Origin of the sequence: Kribbella sp. NPDC050820, assembly GCF_040653975.1 — a bacterium.
Lineage (GTDB): Bacteria > Actinomycetota > Actinomycetes > Propionibacteriales > Kribbellaceae > Kribbella.
This window is the reverse complement of record NZ_JBFAHB010000067.1, coordinates 33,517-51,016: the sequence shown is the minus strand read 5'-3', so window position 1 is coordinate 51,016 and position 17,500 is coordinate 33,517. Positions and strand designations below refer to the sequence as shown.

Here is a 17,500-nt window from a genome sequence, read left to right as displayed (position 1 = left end):
CGAGGCGGGACGTCCCACCACGCCACACCCAGCCGACCCTGCAGCGCATCGAGAATCAGCCACCCACGCCAGGCCGGTCGGTGGATCGAGGCTAAATCGCGCGCTTCCCGGTCGGGTGGCGTGCCAGGATGCCGGGCATGGACGTGACGGTACGGCGGGCAGCCGCGGCGGACTGGAAGTCGCTGACCGAGGTCGATGCGATCGCCGCAGCCGGTGACGAAGCCCGAGCCGACGCGATCCGCCGCTGGTGCGAACAGGACCTGGTCCTGGCCGCCGAGGACGAGTCGCACCGGCTGGTCGGCTACGTCACACTGGAGTACACGTTCTTCGAGCAAGGCTTCGTCACCATGCTGATGGTCGACGCCGGCGCCCGGCGCCAAGGGATCGGCCGACGCTTGCTCGACGCGGCCAAGACCTCCTGCACCACCGAGAAGCTGTTCACCTCGACCAACGTCTCGAACCTCCCGATGCAGCAACTCCTGCAACACGCCGGCTGGACCGCCACCGGCATCCTGCACGGCCTCGACGAAGCCGACCCCGAACTCTTCTACCTCTCCCCCTGACGCCCGATTCGGAAGACGACCTGGGGGCGGAGGGGGCCCTCGGGGGCGGTGGGGTCTTCGAAGGTGTCGGTGGGGTTGTGGGTCATGCCCAGGCGGCGCATGACTGCCTGGGAGCGGTAGTTGGTGGCGGTGGTGACGGCGAGGATCTCGGGGAGGTCGAGGGTGTCGAAGGCGTAGGCGAGGACTGCGCGGGCGGCCTCGGTGGCGTAGCCGTGGCCCCAGGAGGAGCGGGCGAGGCGCCAGCCGATCTCGACGCCGGTGAACGGCACCTCCGGGTCGACGTCGTCCAGGCCGGCGAAGCCGATGAACCTGCCGTCGGCCTCGACCGCCCACCAGCCGTAGCCGCGGGCATCGAACTCCTGCTGGAAGAGCGCGACCGACGCATCGCTCTGCTCCCGCGTCATCACGTCACCGAGATGCTCCCGCACCTCGGGGTCCGCGTTCATCTCAGCCCAGGGCTCCAGGTCGGACTCCTGCCATCGCCGCAGCAACAGCCTCTCAGTACGCAGTTCCGTCACGCCCCCACCCAACGCGACGCACTTCCGCTCGGCAAACCTATTTCAGGACGGAGACCAGTTGGAACAAGTAGCTCCGCAGTACCCGCCAAAGGGCGTGGTGAGTACTGCGCAGCCGCCTAGTTGGCTTCCTTCGTAGCCCAGTAGTGCCATTGGGGGGACGCGACTGGGGAGCGGGTCAGGCCGTCCGGCCAGGTGGCCGGCAGGTCGTGACTCCGAGCCGCATAGAGGATCACCTCCGATGCCGCGCGGTCGCCGCGGACGGCGACGCGAGCGGCAGTCTCGGCGCGCATGTCGGCCAGGTAGTGGATGGCCGGCAGGAACTCCGCGCTCAACCGCGGGCTCAGCCGTCCGACCGGTTCGTCGTCGAGTCTGATCTCGACCACGATCCGGTGGCGGTCCTGGATCCCGTCCTCCTCCTCGAGCGCGTGCATGGTGGCGTACGCCCAGCACTCGCCCTCGGCCCGGAAGAACGGCGCCAGGACGTCCGGATGGACCTCACTGCCCGGTACGACGATGCCGCTGCCCGGCGGCAGCAGGTGGAAGCTGCCCGGTGGGGGCAGGTTCACCGGAACCAGCATGTGCGGCTGCCCGAGGGCCACCGCGACACTCGCGTGAAACTCCGTGCCCTGGTCTCCCCTGCCCTCCCAGTCGGCCGGTTCCCACTCACTCACCCACAGGTGGCACGGCACCTGCGGTTGCAGGCCTTGCGCCACCAGCTCTGAGAGCACCGGGTGGTACCGGTGCGCATCGTCCCTCGGCAGGTAGCCGACAACCTTCCCCTGCACCCGTACGGCGATGGATCGGGGATCGAAACGGTTGCGCGGTTCCGGGACCAGGTCCGCGTCGGTGTCCAGGTCTGCTCCTCGCGCTGGGATGGGGTCCAGGAACAGGCTTCGGATCGCCTGCTCGTGCGGGGCCTCCCGCACGACCTCCTGACCACACCACAGGGCGTCTCCCCACAGACTGAACGGAATCAGTTCCATCCGTGCCCTCCAGTCCACTGTGACCGGCTTTACTCGGTTCATCCCGTCCAGGACCCTGGCCGTTACACCGAGTGAGCGTATGAAAACTAGACTGCCCAGTGAAGAGCCGTTTCACGCCTGAGGCAAGGGCCTGTTTGCGCAAAGGTAGTGAGTCGTCCGTACTGTGGACGCGAATTGTCTTGTGCATCGAGCGAATCGGCGAAGATCGTGCAAATGCACGGGAAGGAAGCTCATGCAGGGCAGTAGTTCAGTCGCTCGATCCACCAGCGGCCCAGACCAGAAGGCGGTTGACGCGGCAGCCGTCGACGAAGCGGTCAAGCGGCTCGACGGGGTCGCTGTGCGTACGCCATTGCAACGCAACCTCCGGCTGTCCGAACGCACCGGCGCCCAGGTCTGGCTCAAGCGCGAAGACCTGCAGATCGGCCGGTCCTACAAGCTCCGCGGCGCCTACAACCTGATCGCCCAGCTCGGCGACGAGCTGAAGGCGGCCGGTGTGGTCTGTGCCAGTGCGGGCAACCACGGCCAGGGCCTTGCGTACTCGTGCCACATTCTCGGTGTCCAGGGCAAGGTCTACGTGCCGCGTACGACGCCCCGCCAGAAGCGCGACCGGATCGCGGCCCTCGGTGGCAAGCAGATCCAGGTGATCGTCACCGGCGACACGTACGACGACGCGGCCGCGGCAGCCCTCGCGGACGCCGAGGCGAGCGGCGCGACGATGGTGCCCGCGTTCGACGACCCGAGAACCGTTGCCGGGCAAGGGACCGTCGCGGTCGAGCTCGTCAACCAACTCGGCCACGCGCCCGACGTACTCGTCGTACCGGTCGGTGGCGGTGGGTTGATCGCTGGTGTCGCGACCTGGCTGGCCGAGCGCCATCCCGGCGTACGGATCGTCGGTGTGGAGCCGGCCGGGGCGGCGAGCATGGCGGCGGCGCTCGAGGCCGGTGAGCCGGTGACGCTGGCGCACCTGGACAGCTTCGTGGACGGTGCCGCAGTGCGGCGAGTCGGCGACGTCACGTTGCCGTTGGTCGCGAAGGCCGGCGTCGAGATGATGTCCGTGCCGGAAGGCCTGGTCTGCAGCGAGATGCTCGAGCTGTACCAGACCGACGGCCTGATCGCCGAGCCCGCGGGCGCGCTGTCGACTGGCGCTCTGGGCAACGGTCTCGACGTACGTCCCGGCGAGACCGTGGTCTGCCTGCTGTCCGGCGGCAACAACGACGTCAGCCGGTACGGCGAGATCCTCGAGCGCTCGCTGGTGTACGAAGGCCTGAAGCACTACTTCCTGGTGACGTTCCCGCAGGAGCCCGGTGCGCTGCGGGCGTTCCTGGACGAGGTGCTCGGGCCGGACGACGACATCACGTTGTTCGAGTACGTGAAGCGGAACAACCGCGAGACCGGGGTGGCGCTGGTCGGCATCGAGATCAGCCGGGCCGGCGACCTGGACGGGCTGCTGTCCCGGATGGAGGCCGCGCCGCTGGAGATCGAGCGGATCGACCCGAGCTCGCCGGAGTTCCGCTACCTGATCTGAACGCACGGATCCCGCCGGTGGAGCGCTGCGTCCCGGCGGGATCCGTGCGTCTGGTGTGTCAGTGCCTCAGCCGTTTGGGAGGTTGTTCGTCCGGTCGGGTCTGACGGCGCGGGTCGTCCGGGTGCTGCCCGTCGGCCCAGTGCTCGTCCGTCGGCTGCCCGTCCCGGCCCCAGGCCGTCGTGCTCTCCTGGTCGCGGTCCTTGTCCCAGGCCGTCGTGTTGTCCCGGTCGCTGTCCTTGTCCCAGGCCGCCGTGCTCTCCCGGTCGCGGTCCTTGCCCCAGCTGGCGGCGTGGGGTGTGTGCTGGTCGGGGTGCAGGTCCCGGGCCTGGGTGCGGTGCTCGTCGGCCTCGGTGCGAGCGTCGGCCGCGGCTTCGCGCCGCTCGCTGGCGCCGGCTTCGAGCCGGCGTGCCTCGGCCGCCTTCTCGTCGGCGATCGCCCGCGCCTTGCGTGCCCGCGCCTCGACCTCATCGGCCGCGGCCTGCTGCTTGTCCGCGCGTGCCACCGACGTCCTGGCCTGCTGCTCGTGCTCGTACGCCTCCTGCCGTTCCCGCTGGGCCCGGCGCTTGGACATCGCTCCGGCGATCAGCGCCACGACGATCACCAGCACCGCCAGTGCGACAACGATCCACAGGACGGTCATTCCGTCCATCGTTCCTCCTCGGCTCGACGTTCGGATCCCCCGGTACCCGAACCCCCCGGGCCGCTAACGCACCCCGGAAGCCGCTACCGCACCCGGAGGCGATAGGTGCCCGCGGCAACCGTTCGTACACCGGACCCGCCCGGAGCAGGCAGGGGAGGGTGAGCGGTCAGACCAGGCCGCGGCGGGCAGCCCAGACGATCGCCTCGATGGCCGTGCCGAAGCCGAGGCGGTCGCAGATCATCCGGGTACGGCGGCGGACGGTCCGCTCGGACAGGTCGAGCCGGCGGGCCACACTGTCCACCGGCAGCCCGGTCGCGAGCAGCCGGAGCAGCTGCAGGTCGTCATGGCTGATCTCACGCGGCGGCACCCGGCGCGCAAGCGGACGGATTTCCTGGGGGAGGACGGTCATTACGGATCACCTTGTTCCGAACACCCGGGACTCGGCGGCGTCCCAGTCGGCCGGTTTTCCCTGCGGCTCGTAGCGCCGCAGTCGATGGGTAGCGCGGACCAGCGCGCGCATGGCGCTCAGGTCCGGCAGGGGTTCGCCCAGGGCACGAGCCTGGACAAGGACATTGCCGAGGGCGGAGGCCTCGACCGGGCCGGCGAGCACGGGCAGTCCGCACGCGTCGGCGGTCAGTTGGCAGAGCAGCTCGTTCTGCGAGCCGCCGCCGATGACGTGGAGTACGTCGACCGGGCGGTCTGCGATCACCTGGGCCGACCGCAGCGTACGGCGGTAGGCCAGCGCAAGGCTCTCGAGCACACACCGGACGACGGCTGCTCTCGACGGCGGCGGCTCCTGCCCGCTCGCCCGGCAGTGCTCGTCGATCCGGGCCGGCATGTTGCCCGGCGCAAGGAACTCGGGGGCGTCCGGGTCGATCAGTACGGCGAACGGCGGCGCGCCGGCGGCGTCCCGCAGCAGTCCGGGCAGGTCGTCGTCGCCCCAGATCCGCTGGCACTCCTGCAGGATCCACAGCCCCATGACGTTCTTCAGGAACCGGATCCGTCCGTCGACACCGCCCTCGTTGGTGAAGTTGGCCTCCCGCGCCTCGTCGGAGAGCACCGGCGCATCCAGCTCCAGCCCCACCAGCGACCACGTTCCCGACGAGATGTACGCAAACCGCTCGTCACCCGCCGGCACCGCGACCACGGACGACGCCGTGTCATGCGAGCCCACAGCGATCACCGGCGTACCGGACACCAGCCCGGTCTCCGGCAACACGGTCCCGATCACGGCTCCCGGGTCCCGCAACTCCGGCAGCACCTTCATCGATACACCAACCCGCGAGGCCAGCGACTCGCTCCACGCCCGACTCCGTACGTCGTACAGCTGCGTGGTGGACGCGTTGGTCCGCTCCACCCCGATCTCCCCCGTGAGCCAGTAGGCCAGAAGATCGGGAATCATCAGCAGCTTGTCCGCCTGCTCGAGCAATCCCTCGACGGCCAACTGGTAGATGGTGTTGAACGGCAACTGCTGCAGGCCCGTCACGTCGTACAGCTCGGCAACCGAGACCTTCTCCAGCACCCGCTCCATCACCCCGTCGGTGCGGGCGTCGCGGTAGTGGATCGGGTTGGCGAGGAGGTGGCCGTCGGCGTCCAGCAGGCCGTAGTCGACGGCCCAGGAGTCGATGCCGATCGAGTCGACGGAGCCGGCCTGGTGGAGGCCTTCGAGCATGGCGCGGTAGAGGTGGAGGATGTCCCAGTGCAGGGTGTCGTGGACCTGCACCGGGCCGTTCCAGAAGCGGTGGATCTCGGAGAGCTCGAGAACGCCGTCACCGACGGAGCCGAGCATGACGCGCCCGCTGGACGCGCCCAGATCCACCGCCGCGACGCGCTTCATGGTGAGACGACGGTCAGGTCGAGATGGAGGAGGTCGGCAACCGCCGCCAGGTCCTTGGCGCGGTGACCGGTCCCGAGCGCCCAGTGGTGCGCGACGCCCGACCCGGACCACGCGTCGGTCCACTCACCCGGGTCGCACCCGAAGTCGACCCGCGAGGTGGTGTTCCCGATCTGCAGCAACGGCCCGGGTACGACGGTGCCCTCGGACGCAATCAGGTTGAACGAACCGTCCCGGCGCTGCCCAAGCCCGCAGGCCGTCACCGGCCCGTGCTTCACGTCGAACTCGACCGACACACCCCAGCCACGCTTGCCGTGGTATACCCCGAGCCCGCGCAGCAACGGCTTGTCCGAGCTGATCGCCAGGTGCGCCGGTCCGTCGTGGCCCATCTCGACCACGTTGTCGTGGAAGTTCAGCGCCTGCAGCTCGGTGAACGAACCACCCGCGCCCAGCCGATCCATCACCAGCATCGCCAGCGACGTCCGCAGCTCGTACTCACCGGCCGCCGGGATACCCCTTGCCGTCAGCAACGAGGCGCCCAGGATCATCCCGGCCGCGACCCGCTCGTGCATCTCCCCGTCGAGTCCGCGGTGATAGCAGGCCAAGGAATCCAGGGAGAAGTCCTCGACCAGCCGGTCCAGCGCGACCGACACGGTCGCGCCCCACCGGAAGTCCTCCTCGACCACGGAGTCGTCGAGCGTGAAGATCTCCCGGGCCAGATCCATCCGGGCCGCGGTCTCCGCCTCGGTCACCTGCTCGACCCGCACCCGCAGGTCGTCGATCTCCAGGATCTCGACGTGCCCGCCGAGCTGCGACGACACCAGCGTCGGATCGGTGATCACGTCCATCATGCCCGGGTACAGGTGCCCGAGCAGACCGTGCCGGCCGTGCCGGAACGCCGCCCGGACGCCGGCGGCCCGGATCCACCGATCGATCCGCGCCCACGCCCGCTCGTCCTCGAGGTACCCCGACACCGACCGGAAGTCGATCCCGCACCGCTCGAACGCGTTCGCCATCTCCGGCAGCGGACAGGCGCCGCAGTACGCGAGCCACGCACCGGTGTCGAAGGTCGCATGATTCATCGACTCGGTCGGCTGCAGGTTGAGCAGCAGCACGGGCGCACCGCTGCGCTGCGCGACCGGCACCAGCATCGACGCAGTCATGTACGTCGTCAGGAACCCGACGATCAGGTCGCAGTCAGCGAGCCGCAGCTTCTCCGCCGCCACCGCACCTTCCTGCGCGTCCGAGATGAACCCGACGTCAACGACCTCACAGTCCATGTCAGCGAACCGCGAAGACACCCGCCGCGCGGACGCCTGCAACTGCGGCAGCAGGTCGGGGAACTGCGGCCAGTAGGCGCCCAGACCGCCCGCGACCAGACCGATCCTGGTCTTGCGCGTCGTGATTCGCTCCAGCCCCGGGCGAACATCCAGCTCGGTCATTCCACCCCTCCTAACGCAGGAACGCGGCAGCTACGCCGGCATCGACGGGAACGTGCAGACCGGTCGTGTGAGTGAGCTCCCCACCGGTCAACGCGAACACGGCCGCCGCCACGTGCTCCGGCAGCACCTCCCGCTTCAGCAGCGTCCGCTGCGCGTAGTACGCACCCAGCTCCGACTCCGGTACGCCGTACACCGCGGCCCGCTGCGCACCCCAGCCCTTGGCGAAGATCCCGGAGCCGCGGACGACGCCATCGGGGTTCACGCCGTTGACGCGGATCCCGTGCTCGCCGAGCTCGGCGGCGAGCAGGCGGACCTGGTGCGCCTGGTCGGCCTTGGCCGCGCCGTACGCGACGTTGTTCGGGCCGGCGAAGACGGAGTTCTTGCTGGAGATGTAGACGATGTCGCCGCCGATACCCTGGTCGATCATCACCTTCGCGGCCGCCCGGGACACCAGGAACGAGCCCTTCGCCATCACGTCGTGCTGCAGGTCCCAGTCCCGATCCGTTGTCTCCAGCAACGACTTCGAGATGGACAGCCCGGCGTTGTTGACGATCAGGTCGACGCCGCCGAAGGCCAGCACGGCCTCCCGCAGCGCCGCTTCGACCGCCTCCGCGGAGGACACGTCGGCGCCCACGGCAACCGCGACATCGGATGAGCCGATCTCCTTGGCCACCGCCTCGGCCGCCGCCAGATCCAGGTCCGCCACCACAACGCAGGCGCCCTCGGCAGCCAGCCGCTGCGCGATCGCCTTGCCGATCCCGGACCCACCACCGGTGACGAACGCCACCCGGGTCGCGAGCGGCTTCGGCGCCGGCATCCGCTGCAGCTTGGCCTCTTCGAGCGCCCAGTACTCGATCCGGAACTTCTCGCGCTCGTCGATCGGCGCGTACGTCGACACCGCCTCGGCCCCACGCATCACGTTGATCGCGTTCACGTAGAACTCGCCGGCCACCCGCGCGGTCTGCTTGTCCTTGCCGAAGCTGAACATGCCGACCCCGGGCACGAGCACGATCGCCGGGTCCGCGCCGCGCATCGGCGGGCTGTCCGGCTGCGCGTGCCGGTCGTAGTACGCCGCGTAGTCCTCGCGGTACTGCAGATGCAGCTCCCGCAACCGGATGATCGCGTCCTCGATCGGCGCCGTCGGCGGAAGGTCGAGGACCAGCGGACGGACCTTCGTCCGCAGGAAGTGATCAGGACACGATGTGCCGAGCGCAGCCAGTTCGCCCAGCTTCTCCCGAGCGGTGAACTCGAGCACGACCTCGGAGTCGTTGTAGTGGCCGACCTGAGGCTTGTCGGTCGACGCGAGACCGCGAATGACCGGGGCCAAGGCGGCGGCGCGTTCGCGACGTGCCGTGGCGTCGAGCGGCTCGACGCCCGGAACGATGGGGCCGAACGGCTCCGGCTTGCCGCGCTCGGCCAGGAAGCGCTCCGCCGTACGGATGATGTCGAGGGAGTTCGCCTCGCACTCCTCGGAGGTGTCACCCCAGGCGGTGATGCCGTGGCCGCCGAGGATGCAGCCGATCGCCTGCGGGTTCTCCCGCTTCACCGCCGCGATGTCGAGACCGAGCTGGAACCCGGGCCGCCGCCACGGCACCCAGACCACCCGGTCGCCGAAGCACTCGGCGGTGAGCTTCTCGCCGTCGGCCGCGGTCGCCAGCGCGATCCCGGAGTCCGGGTGCAGATGATCGACGTGTGGAGCGTCGACCAGCCCGTGCATCGCGGTGTCGATCGAGGGCGCGGCCCCGCCCTTGCCGTGCAGGCAGTAGTCGAACGCGGCGACCATCTCGTCCTCACGGTCGACGCCCGGGTACACGTCGACCAGCGAGTTCAGCCGGTCCAGCCGCAGTACGGCGAGGCCGGCGGCGGTCAGCGTGCCGAGGTCGCCGCCGGACCCCTTCACCCAGACCAGGTCGACCGGCTGCTGGGTGACCGGGTCGATCGTCGTGCCCTTCGCCGAGGTGTTCCCGCCGGCGTAGTTCGTGTTGCGCGGATCGGCACCCAGTCTGTTGCTACGCGCAACGAGCTCGGCTGCGGTGGCGCTCACTGTCATGCTCCCCATCCGGCCTGCTGGCCGTCGGCTCGGTCCTTGACGATCTGCTCGTAGTAGCCGCTGCGCTGGTAGGCGGCGACCGGGTTCGGGTCCAGGCCCTGCGACTCGCGCAGCTCGGCGAGCAGCGGCCGGACGTCGGTGTTGTAGGCGTCCATCAGCGCGGCGTTGGCTTCCAGCACATCGCCGTCCTGCTGCGCCTTCCGCAGTGCGTCCCGGTCGACCAGCAGCGCCTTCGCGGTGGCCTCCTGGACGTTCATCACCGAGCGGATGATGGCCGGGATCTTCACCTCGATGTTGTGGCACTGGTCGAGCATGAAGGCGATCCCGCGGTCCGGGTCGAGGGCGTCGCCACGGACGATCTCGTTCATGATCCGGAACAGCTGGAACGGGTCGGCCGCCCCGACCATCAGGTCGTCGTCGGCGTAGAACCGGCTGTTGAAGTCGAACGCGCCGAGCTTCTTGGCCCGGAGCAGGAAGGCGACGATGAACTCGATGTTGGTCGACGGCGCGTGGTGCCCGGTGTCGATGCAGACGGTCGCCTTCGGCCCCAGCTCCAGGCAGTGCGCGTACGACGTACCCCAGTCCGGCACGTCCGTGGTGTAGAAGGCCGGCTCGAACAGCTTGTACTCCAGCAGCATCCGCTGGTCGTCACCGAGCCGGTCGTAGACCTCCTTCAGCGCCGCGGCCAGCCGGTCCTGCCGGTCCTGCATGTCGTCCTGGCCCGGATAGTTGGTGCCGTCGGAGAACCACAGCTTCAGGTCGCGGGACCCGGTCGCGTCCATGATGTCCACGCACTCGAGCAGGTGGTCAGTGGCCTTCCGCCGTACCGCCGGGTCGGGGTTGGTGACGCTGCCGAGCTTGTAGTCGTCGTCCTGGAACACGTTGGAGTTGATCGCGCCGAGCCGGACACCCTGCTCCTTCGCGTACGCCGCCAGCGCCGCGTAGTCGTCCACCTTGTCCCAGGGGATGTGCAGCGCGACGCTCGGGGCCACGCCGGTGTACTTGTGCACTACAGCGGCGTCGGCGATCTTCTCCTCCGGCGAGCGCGGCACACCGGGCTGGCTGAACACCTTGAACCGGGTCCCCGAGTTCCCGAACGCCCACGAGGGCAGCTCGATCTCCTGGCGGCTCAGGGCGGTCTTCACAGCATCGGTAGTCATGGGGTCTGGTCCTCTTTCAAATGGAAGATCTCGGGCAGCAACAGGAACGACTCGTCCGGCGGACGCCCGTCGATCCCCGTGAAGAATTCGGTCATCTGGGCCTGCCACCGGGTGTTGACCTCGGTCGCAGCCATCGCTTTCTGCGCCGCCTCCAGGTCCTCGGCCTCGACGTACCCGATCAGCAGGCCGTCGTCGCGGAGGAAGAGCGAGTAGTTGTGCCACCCGGTCTCCCGTAACGCGGCCTGCATCTCCGGCCAGACGTTCCGGTGCCGCTCGACGTACTCCTCCAAACGGTCGGGTCTGACCTGGAGGCAGAAGCAGTAGCGATTCACAAGGCAGTCCTCAGAAGTTGAACCGGTCGATGATGGCCGCGGTGAACTCGGTCGGCGGGCCGATCGACAGGCCGCGGGCCGGCCGGGTTGGGGTCGATCGACACGCCGAGCCGGGTGAACAACTGGGCGGCCTGATGGACCATCGCGGCCCGGTCGATGGTTTTGAAACGACCCAGAGGCTGGCGGCCCATCGCGATGTTCTCCGCCACCGAGAGGTCCGGGAACAGCGGCGTGGCGTCGGGCATGGTCACCTCCAACTCGGGGCGGCTGAGTTGCTGAAAGGTTTCAAGAAGATTGCACGAACGTACGGGCGAAGGGCTTTTGCCGTCAAGGGCTCGTCCGGCCCGAGCGGCCGATCCCGGACGCGGGACTGCGGAAAACGGCCGGAAAACAGGTACGCTCTCGGCTGCTAAGACGTTTCAAACCCGTCCCGTGGGACCTTGACGCCGGGAGGCCGCGCATGGCAGCAGACAACGCGCCGGACCAGGCCTCAAGCACCGTCAACCGGCCGTCAGGCAGTCGCAAGGAATCCACTGGTGGGCGGCGGCGGAAGGCGAAGCAGCATGCGGCCGGGGTGAAGGCGGTTGCAGCGGCGGCCGGAGTGTCCTTGGGGACCGTGTCGAACGTGCTGAACCGGCCTGAGGTGGTCAGCCCGGTGACCCGGGCGAAGGTCGAGGCGGCGATGGCCTCGCTGGGCTTCGTGCGGAACGAGTCGGCCCGCCAGCTCCGCGCCGGCAGCAGCCGGATCCTCGCGTACCTGATGCTCGACGCCGGCAACCCGTTCTTCACCGACGTCGCCAAGGGCGTCGAGGACGCGGCCCGTGCGGCCGGCCTGTCGGTGTTCCTGTGCAACAGCAACGAGGACGCCGACCGCGAGGCCGACTACCTCGACCTGCTCGAGCAGCAGCGCGTCCAGGGCGTGCTGATCACCCCGATCGACCAGAACTCGTCCCGCCTGCGCAAACTCCCCGCCCGCGGTACGCCGGTCGTCGTGGTGGACCGCGCGATCGACGACGACGAGCACTGCTCGGTCGCGGTGAACGACATCCTCGGCGGCGAGCTCGCCATCGCGCACCTGCTCGAGCTCGGCCACGACCGGATCGCGTACGTCGGCGGACCGAACACGATCGGCCAGGTCATCGACCGTCGCGACGGCGCCCGCCGCGCACTCCGCAAGGCCGGCAAGGCCCCGGAGAACCTGATCGAGCTCACCACCGGCGCCCTCACCGTCGCCGAAGGCAGGGGCGCAGGGCAACGACTTGCCGGCCTCCCGGCGACCCGCCGCCCGACCGCCGCGTTCTGCGCGAACGACCTGCTGGCGTTGGGCTTGCTGCAGCAGTGCGTGAGTCTCGGCCTGCGCGTTCCCGAGGACCTCGCCATCGTCGGGTACGACGACATCGAGTTCGCCGCGGCGGCCGCCGTACCGCTGACTTCCGTCCGTCAGCCCCGGCAGCTGCTGGGCCGCACGGCCGCCGAGCTACTCCTCGACGAGTCGTCCAACCCGGACCACGAGCACCAGCGCGTCACCTTCACACCCGAGCTGGTCGTCAGGACCTCAACGCGCGGAACTCTCTAGACCGTAGGCGGCGAGGAAGACCTCGGTGGCCTGGTCGGCCAGTTGGTCGAACTCGTCGGCCGGCGGCCGGGCCTCGGTGCCGGCGAACATCGCGCGGTTCATCGGCTTGTACATGACCAGGCCGGCGAACTGATACGCCGCGAGCGTCGGGTCGGGGAGCTCACGGAGCATGCCGCGGTCGGTCAGGCTGGTCAAGGCGATGCCCAGCGCCTCCAGTGATCGCTCGAAGCCGCTGTGGAACCAGGCGCCACAGACCTCCGGGAAGCGGTCCGCCTCCGCGATGACGAGTCGGCGTAGCTGCAGCACGCTGCTGTTCGTGAGGCTGTCGAGGAAGTAGCGCGCCAGGTTGCCGAGGGCTTCCCGTGCGTCGGTGGCTCCGTCGAGCTTCTCGGCGTACGCCTTGGTCAGGCCGTCGAGCAACTGGTCGCTGGTGCCGCCGACGATCTCGGCGAACAGGCGCTCCTTGTTCTCGAACTGCTTGTAGACGGTCTGCTTGGAGACGCCGGCCTTGGCGGCGACCAGGTCCATGCTGGCACCCAGGTAGCCGTGCTGCAGGAAGACCTCGGTGGCCGCGGCCAGGATCGCGCGGCGCTTGCGCGGCGTCCGGCCCTCACCCTCGATCTCGACGGCCTGGTCAGGCTGCCAGACGGCAGCCCGTTGGCGTTGGTCCACGGGGTCCTCCTCGAAGATTTCCCAAAATCATACTAGACAGTCCAGTTCCGTTGTGAGTACTGTACGGTCTAGTTCCGAACGACACCACAGGGAGGGCACGCAGATGAGCACCGTGAAGTCCGCTGACGGCACCACGATCGCTTTCGACGCCACCGGGGCGGGCCGGCCGCTGATCATGATCGACGGCGCCACCGCGCACCGGGCCGTGAACCCGTCGAACGCCGAAGTGGCCAAGCTGCTGAGCGACGAGTTCCGGGTCTACGTCTACGACCGGCGCGGCCGGGGCGAGAGCACCGACACCAAGCCGTACGCGATCCAGCGGGAGATCGAGGACCTGGCCGCGCTGATCGAGGACGCCGGGGAGCCGGCGATCCTGTTCGGCTGGTCCTCCGGTGGCCTGCTGGCGCTGGACGCGGCGGCGGCCGGCCTGCCGATCGCAGCGCTCGCGCTGTTCGAGCCGCCGGTGGTCGTCGACGACGCCCGCCCGCCGCTGCCCACCGACTACGTCGAGCGGCTCGAGGCCGGCGTCGAGGCCGGCCGCCCGGGTGACGCAGTCGAGCTGTTCATGACCGCGGCGGCGCTGATGCCGCCGGAGTTCGTCGACGCGATGCGTGGCACCCCGATCTGGACCGGCGTCGAGCAGATCGCGGGCACGATCGCGTACGACGGCCGCATCATGGGCACCACGATGTCCGGCAACCCGCTGCCGACGGATCGCTGGTCCGCGGTGAACGTTCCGGTCCTGGTGATGCACGGCGACAACACCCCGCCGTACCTGAAGGTCGGCCCCGAGGCGGTGGCCGAGCTGCTGCCGACCGCGCGGTTGCTGCCGGTGCCGGGCGAGAACCACAACGTCGAGCCGCCGGTGCTGGCCCCGGTCCTGCGCGACTTCGCGAAGGAGCTGTGACAGGTACAACAGCATGCTCAAGTACGTCGTCTCCGGCACGCTGAAGGACCCGAAGTGGAACAACACCCGGGTCCTGTCCGGCGACGTCCGCGACGAGGTCGCCAAGCTCAAGACCGAGGTCGCAGGCGAGATCCAGGTCCCCGGCAGCATCCAGCTCGCCCAGGCCCTGCTCGCCGCCGACCTGGTCGACGAGCTCCACCTGATGACCTTCCCCGTCCTCCTCGGCACCGGCCGCAAACTCTTCGCCGAAACCCCCGGCAGAACCACCTGGCGCCTCGCCCAGAACCGCACCGTCGGCGAAGGAATCCTGATCACCACCTTCCAGCGCGTCTGAGCGCGGGCCGGGACCTCGACAGGTCCCGGCCGCGGAGGGACGCTGTGAGGGTGGACAGGGACGGGTTCTGGGGATTGGTCGAGGGTGCGCGCGGTGGGGTGGACGACACCGTGGTGGATCCGGATGGGGTTGCGGACGCGCTGACCAAGCTGCTGGGCGGGCTGGAGGCCGAGGAGATCGCCGGGTTCGGAGTCGAGCTCGCGCGGTTGCAGGTCGAGTCGTACCGGTGGGACCTGTGGGCGGCGGCGTACCTGATCAACTCGGGGGCCTCGGAGGACGGGTTCGACTCGTTCCGGGGCTGGTTGGTCGCGCAGGGGCGGGAGGTCTGGGAGGCGGCGCTGGCCGACCCGGACTCCCTGGCCGACGTGGTCGACGAGGACCGGCCGGAGGGCTTCGAGGGATTCGACGGCGAGGGGCTGCTGCACGTCGGCAGCCACGCGTACAAGAACGTGGCCGGCGACGAGGCGGCCTACTGGAAGGCGGTCGACGCGGAGGCGCCGGACACACCGGACCTGCCGGTCGGGCAGGAGATCGACTTCGACGACGAGGACGACCTGCACGCCCACCTGCCGCGGCTGGCGGCGCTCTACCTGGACAACTGACCAACGGTCACCCTGGCTCGCCGCCGAGGCGCTCGATCGCGGCGCGGAGGCGGCGGCGCCAGCTGGGCATGCCTGCGTCCTCGTCGGCGGCGGCCAGGCTGACCAGGTGCTGCGCCATCTCGAAACCCTCCGTCGTCCGGGGCTCGAGGTCGGTCATCGCGGCCTGCGGCTCGTCGTGGTCGAGCTCGATCTGCCGGCTGGTCCAGCCGAACCCGTCCGGCACCAGCAACTCCGGCACCAGCGCCTCATGGCTGAGCGACGTCAGCTCCTTGTCCCCGTTGCCGATGCTGAAGATCGTCGTACCGCGTCGCCGTACGTCGCTGATGCGCTCGAGCAGCGTGTCCGCCGGGTGCTCCTCGGCCACGACCAGCAGGGACTCGCCACGGCCGGCGTCGCGCAGCCGGTCCAGGCCGATCGCTAGGTGCGGCGGTGCGCCCGGCGGCGGCGACCAGCGGACCAGCGACGGCCGGACGTCCTCCACGCCGGCCCGGTGCAGCTCGTCGTCCAGGTGCGCAGTCAGGTGCCAGGGCTCGTCGTCGGGCGGGCCGAACAGCATCAGGCCGCCGGTCCGCGTGGTGAACCGCCGCAGCGAGTGAGCGAAGTCCGTCGTCCGGCTCCCGAGCTCGGTGCCGGTCAGCATCTCGCGGAGGAGCGAGGCCCTGGTGAGATCCACCCCTCCAACTTGACACACCGTCGGGTGCATCGCGACTTAGGCCAGCCGGTCTGCCTTCGACTGCAGGTAGTTGCGCTCGGGCACGCTCGTCGTACGACGCGCCGCCAGCAGGTAGCTCTCCCGCGCACCGGCCAGATCACCCGACATCTCCAGCAGGTGGGCGCGCACGGCCTCCAGGCGATGGTGGTCGGTCATCCGGTCGTCGGACTCCAGCGGCTCGAGTACGGCGAGGCCCTCCTTCGGACCGGTCGCCATGGCCACCGCGACGGCGTGGTTGAGCTTCACCATCGGGTTGGCGACCATGTGCTCGAGCACCTCGTACAGCGCGACGATCTGCCGCCAGTCCGTGTCGTCGGCGTGCTCGGCCGTGTCATGCACGGCAGCGATCGCCGCCTGCACCTGGTAGGGCCCAAGCTGCGTGCGCGCCAGGGCATCGGTCACCAGCGCCTCGCCCTCGACGATGGCTGCCTTGTTCCATTTCGACCGATCCTGCTCGGCCAGCGGGACCAGTGCACCGTCAGGCCCAGTGCGGGCCAGCCGCCGCGCGTCGGTCAGCAGCATCAGCGCCAGTAGCCCGGCGACCTCACCGTCGTCAGGCAACAGGCGCCGTACGCCGCGCACGAGCCGGATCGCCTCGGTGGTGAGCTCCGCACTGTGCAGCGACGCACCGGACGACGCGGTGTAGCCCTCGTTGAAGATCAGGTAGAGGACATGGAGTACGGCGCCCATCCGCTCGTCCCGCTCGGCCTCGGGAGGCAGCTCGAACGTGCTGCCCGCCTGCTTGATGCTGCGCTTGGCCCGGCTGATCCGCTGCGCCATCGTTGCCTCCGGCACCAGGAACGCGGCTGCGATCTGCGCGGTGGTGAGACCGCCGACCGCACGCAACGTCAGCGCGATCTGCGAGGCCGGCGACAGGGCCGGATGGCAGCACAGGAAGAGCAAAGTCAGCGTGTCGTCCCGGCCGCCCGGATCGTCGATGTCGGGGCCGGCGGCAACGAACTCCTCCGGCGCGGCGAGCTGAGCCGCGTTCTCCTCCCGCCGACGCCGGGCCGACTCGCTGCGCAGCAGGTCGGTCAGTCGCCGCGATCCGACCCGGATCAGCCAACCGCGGGGGTTGTCCGGGACGCCCTCGTCCGGCCACTGCTGCGCGGCCGCGAGCAGTGCCTCCTGGACCGCTTCCTCGGCCAGGTCGAAGTGCCCGTAGTGCCGGACCAGCGCGCTCAGCACCTGCGGCGCCTGCTCCCGCAGCAGGAGCTCGAAGGCCGCGGGCTCGGTCACATCTCCAGCCCGGACGCGTCCATCACCGGTCGCACCTCCACGGCGACGTACTTCGCGTCCGGCATCCGGGCGGCGTAGCCGATCGCCTGGTCGATGTCGTCGCACTCGACCAGGTAGAACCCGGCCAGGTGCTCCTTGGCCTCAGCGTACGGCCCGTCCGTGGTCGTGGTGGTGTCGTCGCGCACCGAGACGGTCCGGCTGGTGATGGGGTCGGCCAGGCCGGCGGCACTGACCAGCAGGCCCTGCTCACTGAGCTCACGGGTGAGCTCGTCGTGCGCACGGGACAGACCGTCGCGTTGCTCGGCGGACAGGCTCGCCCAGCTCTCGGGGTTGCTGTAGATCAGCAGCACATACTTCACAGGCACCATCCTGTCGCTCCCGGAGGCCGCTGTGACCCCCTCTCACTCGGTA

General features: G+C 69.5%; 20 protein-coding genes. 6 read left to right on the top strand and 14 right to left on the bottom strand.

The features are described from left to right. Window positions 1-137 precede the first annotated feature (137 nt). Window positions 138-563, top strand: a complete 426-nt coding sequence (locus AB0H36_RS37780; protein ID WP_360534981.1) for a GNAT family N-acetyltransferase — start codon at window positions 138-140, stop codon at window positions 561-563. On the opposite strand, the gene AB0H36_RS37775 is transcribed toward AB0H36_RS37780, so the two are convergent. Both AB0H36_RS37775 and AB0H36_RS37770 read right to left on the bottom strand, forming a co-directional pair. After that, window positions 548-1,081, bottom strand: a complete 534-nt coding sequence (locus tag AB0H36_RS37775; RefSeq protein WP_360534979.1) for a GNAT family N-acetyltransferase — start codon at window positions 1,079-1,081, stop codon at window positions 548-550. The genes AB0H36_RS37780 and AB0H36_RS37775 overlap by 16 nt on opposite strands. 116 nt (window positions 1,082-1,197) lie before the next feature. Beyond that, complete coding sequence (locus AB0H36_RS37770) at window positions 1,198-2,064, bottom strand: hypothetical protein (protein WP_360534977.1); 867 nt, start codon at window positions 2,062-2,064, stop codon at window positions 1,198-1,200. A 232-nt stretch (window positions 2,065-2,296) separates the two neighbouring features. On the opposite strand from AB0H36_RS37770, the gene ilvA reads away from it, so the two are divergent. After that, window positions 2,297-3,589, top strand: coding sequence for a threonine ammonia-lyase IlvA (gene ilvA / locus AB0H36_RS37765; protein WP_360534975.1), 1,293 nt, complete (start codon window positions 2,297-2,299; stop codon window positions 3,587-3,589). Between the two features lie 58 nt (window positions 3,590-3,647). Here the strand turns inward: ilvA and AB0H36_RS37760 are convergent, their stop codons facing one another. The 8 genes from AB0H36_RS37760 to AB0H36_RS37725 all read right to left on the bottom strand — a co-directional run bounded on the left by AB0H36_RS37760 (window position 3,648) and on the right by AB0H36_RS37725 (window position 11,292). Continuing rightward, window positions 3,648-4,238 (bottom strand): hypothetical protein, encoded by a 591-nt coding sequence (locus AB0H36_RS37760; protein ID WP_360534973.1) that lies wholly within the window; start codon window positions 4,236-4,238, stop codon window positions 3,648-3,650. A gap of 157 nt (window positions 4,239-4,395) precedes the next feature. After that, complete coding sequence (locus AB0H36_RS37755; protein ID WP_360534971.1) at window positions 4,396-4,638, bottom strand: LuxR C-terminal-related transcriptional regulator; 243 nt, start codon at window positions 4,636-4,638, stop codon at window positions 4,396-4,398. A 6-nt stretch (window positions 4,639-4,644) separates the two neighbouring features. Beyond that, a complete protein-coding gene (locus tag AB0H36_RS37750) occupies window positions 4,645-6,066 on the bottom strand; it encodes a rhamnulokinase family protein (RefSeq protein WP_360534969.1) in 1,422 nt (473 codons plus the stop codon). After that, window positions 6,063-7,505: an L-fucose/L-arabinose isomerase family protein gene (locus tag AB0H36_RS37745; protein WP_360534967.1), complete on the bottom strand. Its 1,443-nt coding sequence runs from the start codon at window positions 7,503-7,505 to the stop codon at window positions 6,063-6,065. Before AB0H36_RS37745 ends, AB0H36_RS37750 begins: the two co-directional genes overlap by 4 nt. A 10-nt stretch (window positions 7,506-7,515) precedes the next feature. Next, window positions 7,516-9,555 (bottom strand): bifunctional aldolase/short-chain dehydrogenase, encoded by a 2,040-nt coding sequence (locus AB0H36_RS37740; protein ID WP_360534965.1) that lies wholly within the window; start codon window positions 9,553-9,555, stop codon window positions 7,516-7,518. Beyond that, a complete protein-coding gene (gene rhaI, locus AB0H36_RS37735; protein WP_360534963.1) occupies window positions 9,552-10,715 on the bottom strand; it encodes an L-rhamnose isomerase in 1,164 nt (387 codons plus the stop codon). The genes AB0H36_RS37740 and rhaI overlap by 4 nt, the downstream gene beginning before the upstream one ends. Continuing rightward, window positions 10,712-11,047 (bottom strand): L-rhamnose mutarotase, encoded by a 336-nt coding sequence (locus AB0H36_RS37730; protein ID WP_360534961.1) that lies wholly within the window; start codon window positions 11,045-11,047, stop codon window positions 10,712-10,714. Before AB0H36_RS37730 ends, rhaI begins: the two co-directional genes overlap by 4 nt. Continuing rightward, window positions 11,044-11,292, bottom strand: coding sequence for a hypothetical protein (locus AB0H36_RS37725; RefSeq protein WP_360534959.1), 249 nt, complete (start codon window positions 11,290-11,292; stop codon window positions 11,044-11,046). The genes AB0H36_RS37730 and AB0H36_RS37725 overlap by 4 nt, the downstream gene beginning before the upstream one ends. 215 nt (window positions 11,293-11,507) lie before the next feature. Between AB0H36_RS37725 and AB0H36_RS37720 the strand changes: the two genes are divergently transcribed. Beyond that, complete coding sequence (locus AB0H36_RS37720) at window positions 11,508-12,623, top strand: LacI family DNA-binding transcriptional regulator (RefSeq protein ID WP_360534957.1); 1,116 nt, start codon at window positions 11,508-11,510, stop codon at window positions 12,621-12,623. Here the strand turns inward: AB0H36_RS37720 and AB0H36_RS37715 are convergent. Continuing rightward, window positions 12,603-13,295 carry a TetR/AcrR family transcriptional regulator gene (locus AB0H36_RS37715; protein ID WP_360534955.1) on the bottom strand — a complete coding sequence of 231 codons (693 nt, stop codon included), beginning with the start codon at window positions 13,293-13,295 and terminating at the stop codon, window positions 12,603-12,605. The two genes, AB0H36_RS37720 and AB0H36_RS37715, sit on opposite strands and share 21 nt — an antisense overlap. Before the next feature lie 103 nt (window positions 13,296-13,398). Between AB0H36_RS37715 and AB0H36_RS37710 the strand changes: the two genes are divergently transcribed. From AB0H36_RS37710 to AB0H36_RS37700, 3 genes are read left to right on the top strand one after another with little or no spacing between them, the layout of a single operon-like run. Further along, window positions 13,399-14,202, top strand: coding sequence for an alpha/beta hydrolase (locus tag AB0H36_RS37710; RefSeq protein WP_360534953.1), 804 nt, complete (start codon window positions 13,399-13,401; stop codon window positions 14,200-14,202). A gap of 13 nt (window positions 14,203-14,215) precedes the next feature. Beyond that, window positions 14,216-14,536: a dihydrofolate reductase family protein gene (locus tag AB0H36_RS37705; protein ID WP_360534951.1), complete on the top strand. Its 321-nt coding sequence runs from the start codon at window positions 14,216-14,218 to the stop codon at window positions 14,534-14,536. 50 nt (window positions 14,537-14,586) lie between these two features. Further along, a complete protein-coding gene (locus AB0H36_RS37700; RefSeq protein WP_360534949.1) occupies window positions 14,587-15,138 on the top strand; it encodes a DUF4240 domain-containing protein in 552 nt (183 codons plus the stop codon). Window positions 15,139-15,145: 7 nt separating this feature from the next. Here AB0H36_RS37700 and AB0H36_RS37695 read toward each other — a convergent pair whose 3' ends face one another. From AB0H36_RS37695 to AB0H36_RS37685, 3 genes are read right to left on the bottom strand one after another with little or no spacing between them, the layout of a single operon-like run. Further along, window positions 15,146-15,811, bottom strand: coding sequence for a hypothetical protein (locus tag AB0H36_RS37695; RefSeq protein ID WP_360534947.1), 666 nt, complete (start codon window positions 15,809-15,811; stop codon window positions 15,146-15,148). Between the two features lie 36 nt (window positions 15,812-15,847). Further along, complete coding sequence (locus AB0H36_RS37690) at window positions 15,848-17,089, bottom strand: DUF6596 domain-containing protein (RefSeq protein WP_360534945.1); 1,242 nt, start codon at window positions 17,087-17,089, stop codon at window positions 15,848-15,850. Next, window positions 17,086-17,457 (bottom strand): YciI family protein, encoded by a 372-nt coding sequence (locus tag AB0H36_RS37685; RefSeq protein ID WP_360534943.1) that lies wholly within the window; start codon window positions 17,455-17,457, stop codon window positions 17,086-17,088. The genes AB0H36_RS37690 and AB0H36_RS37685 overlap by 4 nt, the downstream gene beginning before the upstream one ends. Window positions 17,458-17,500 lie beyond the last annotated feature (43 nt).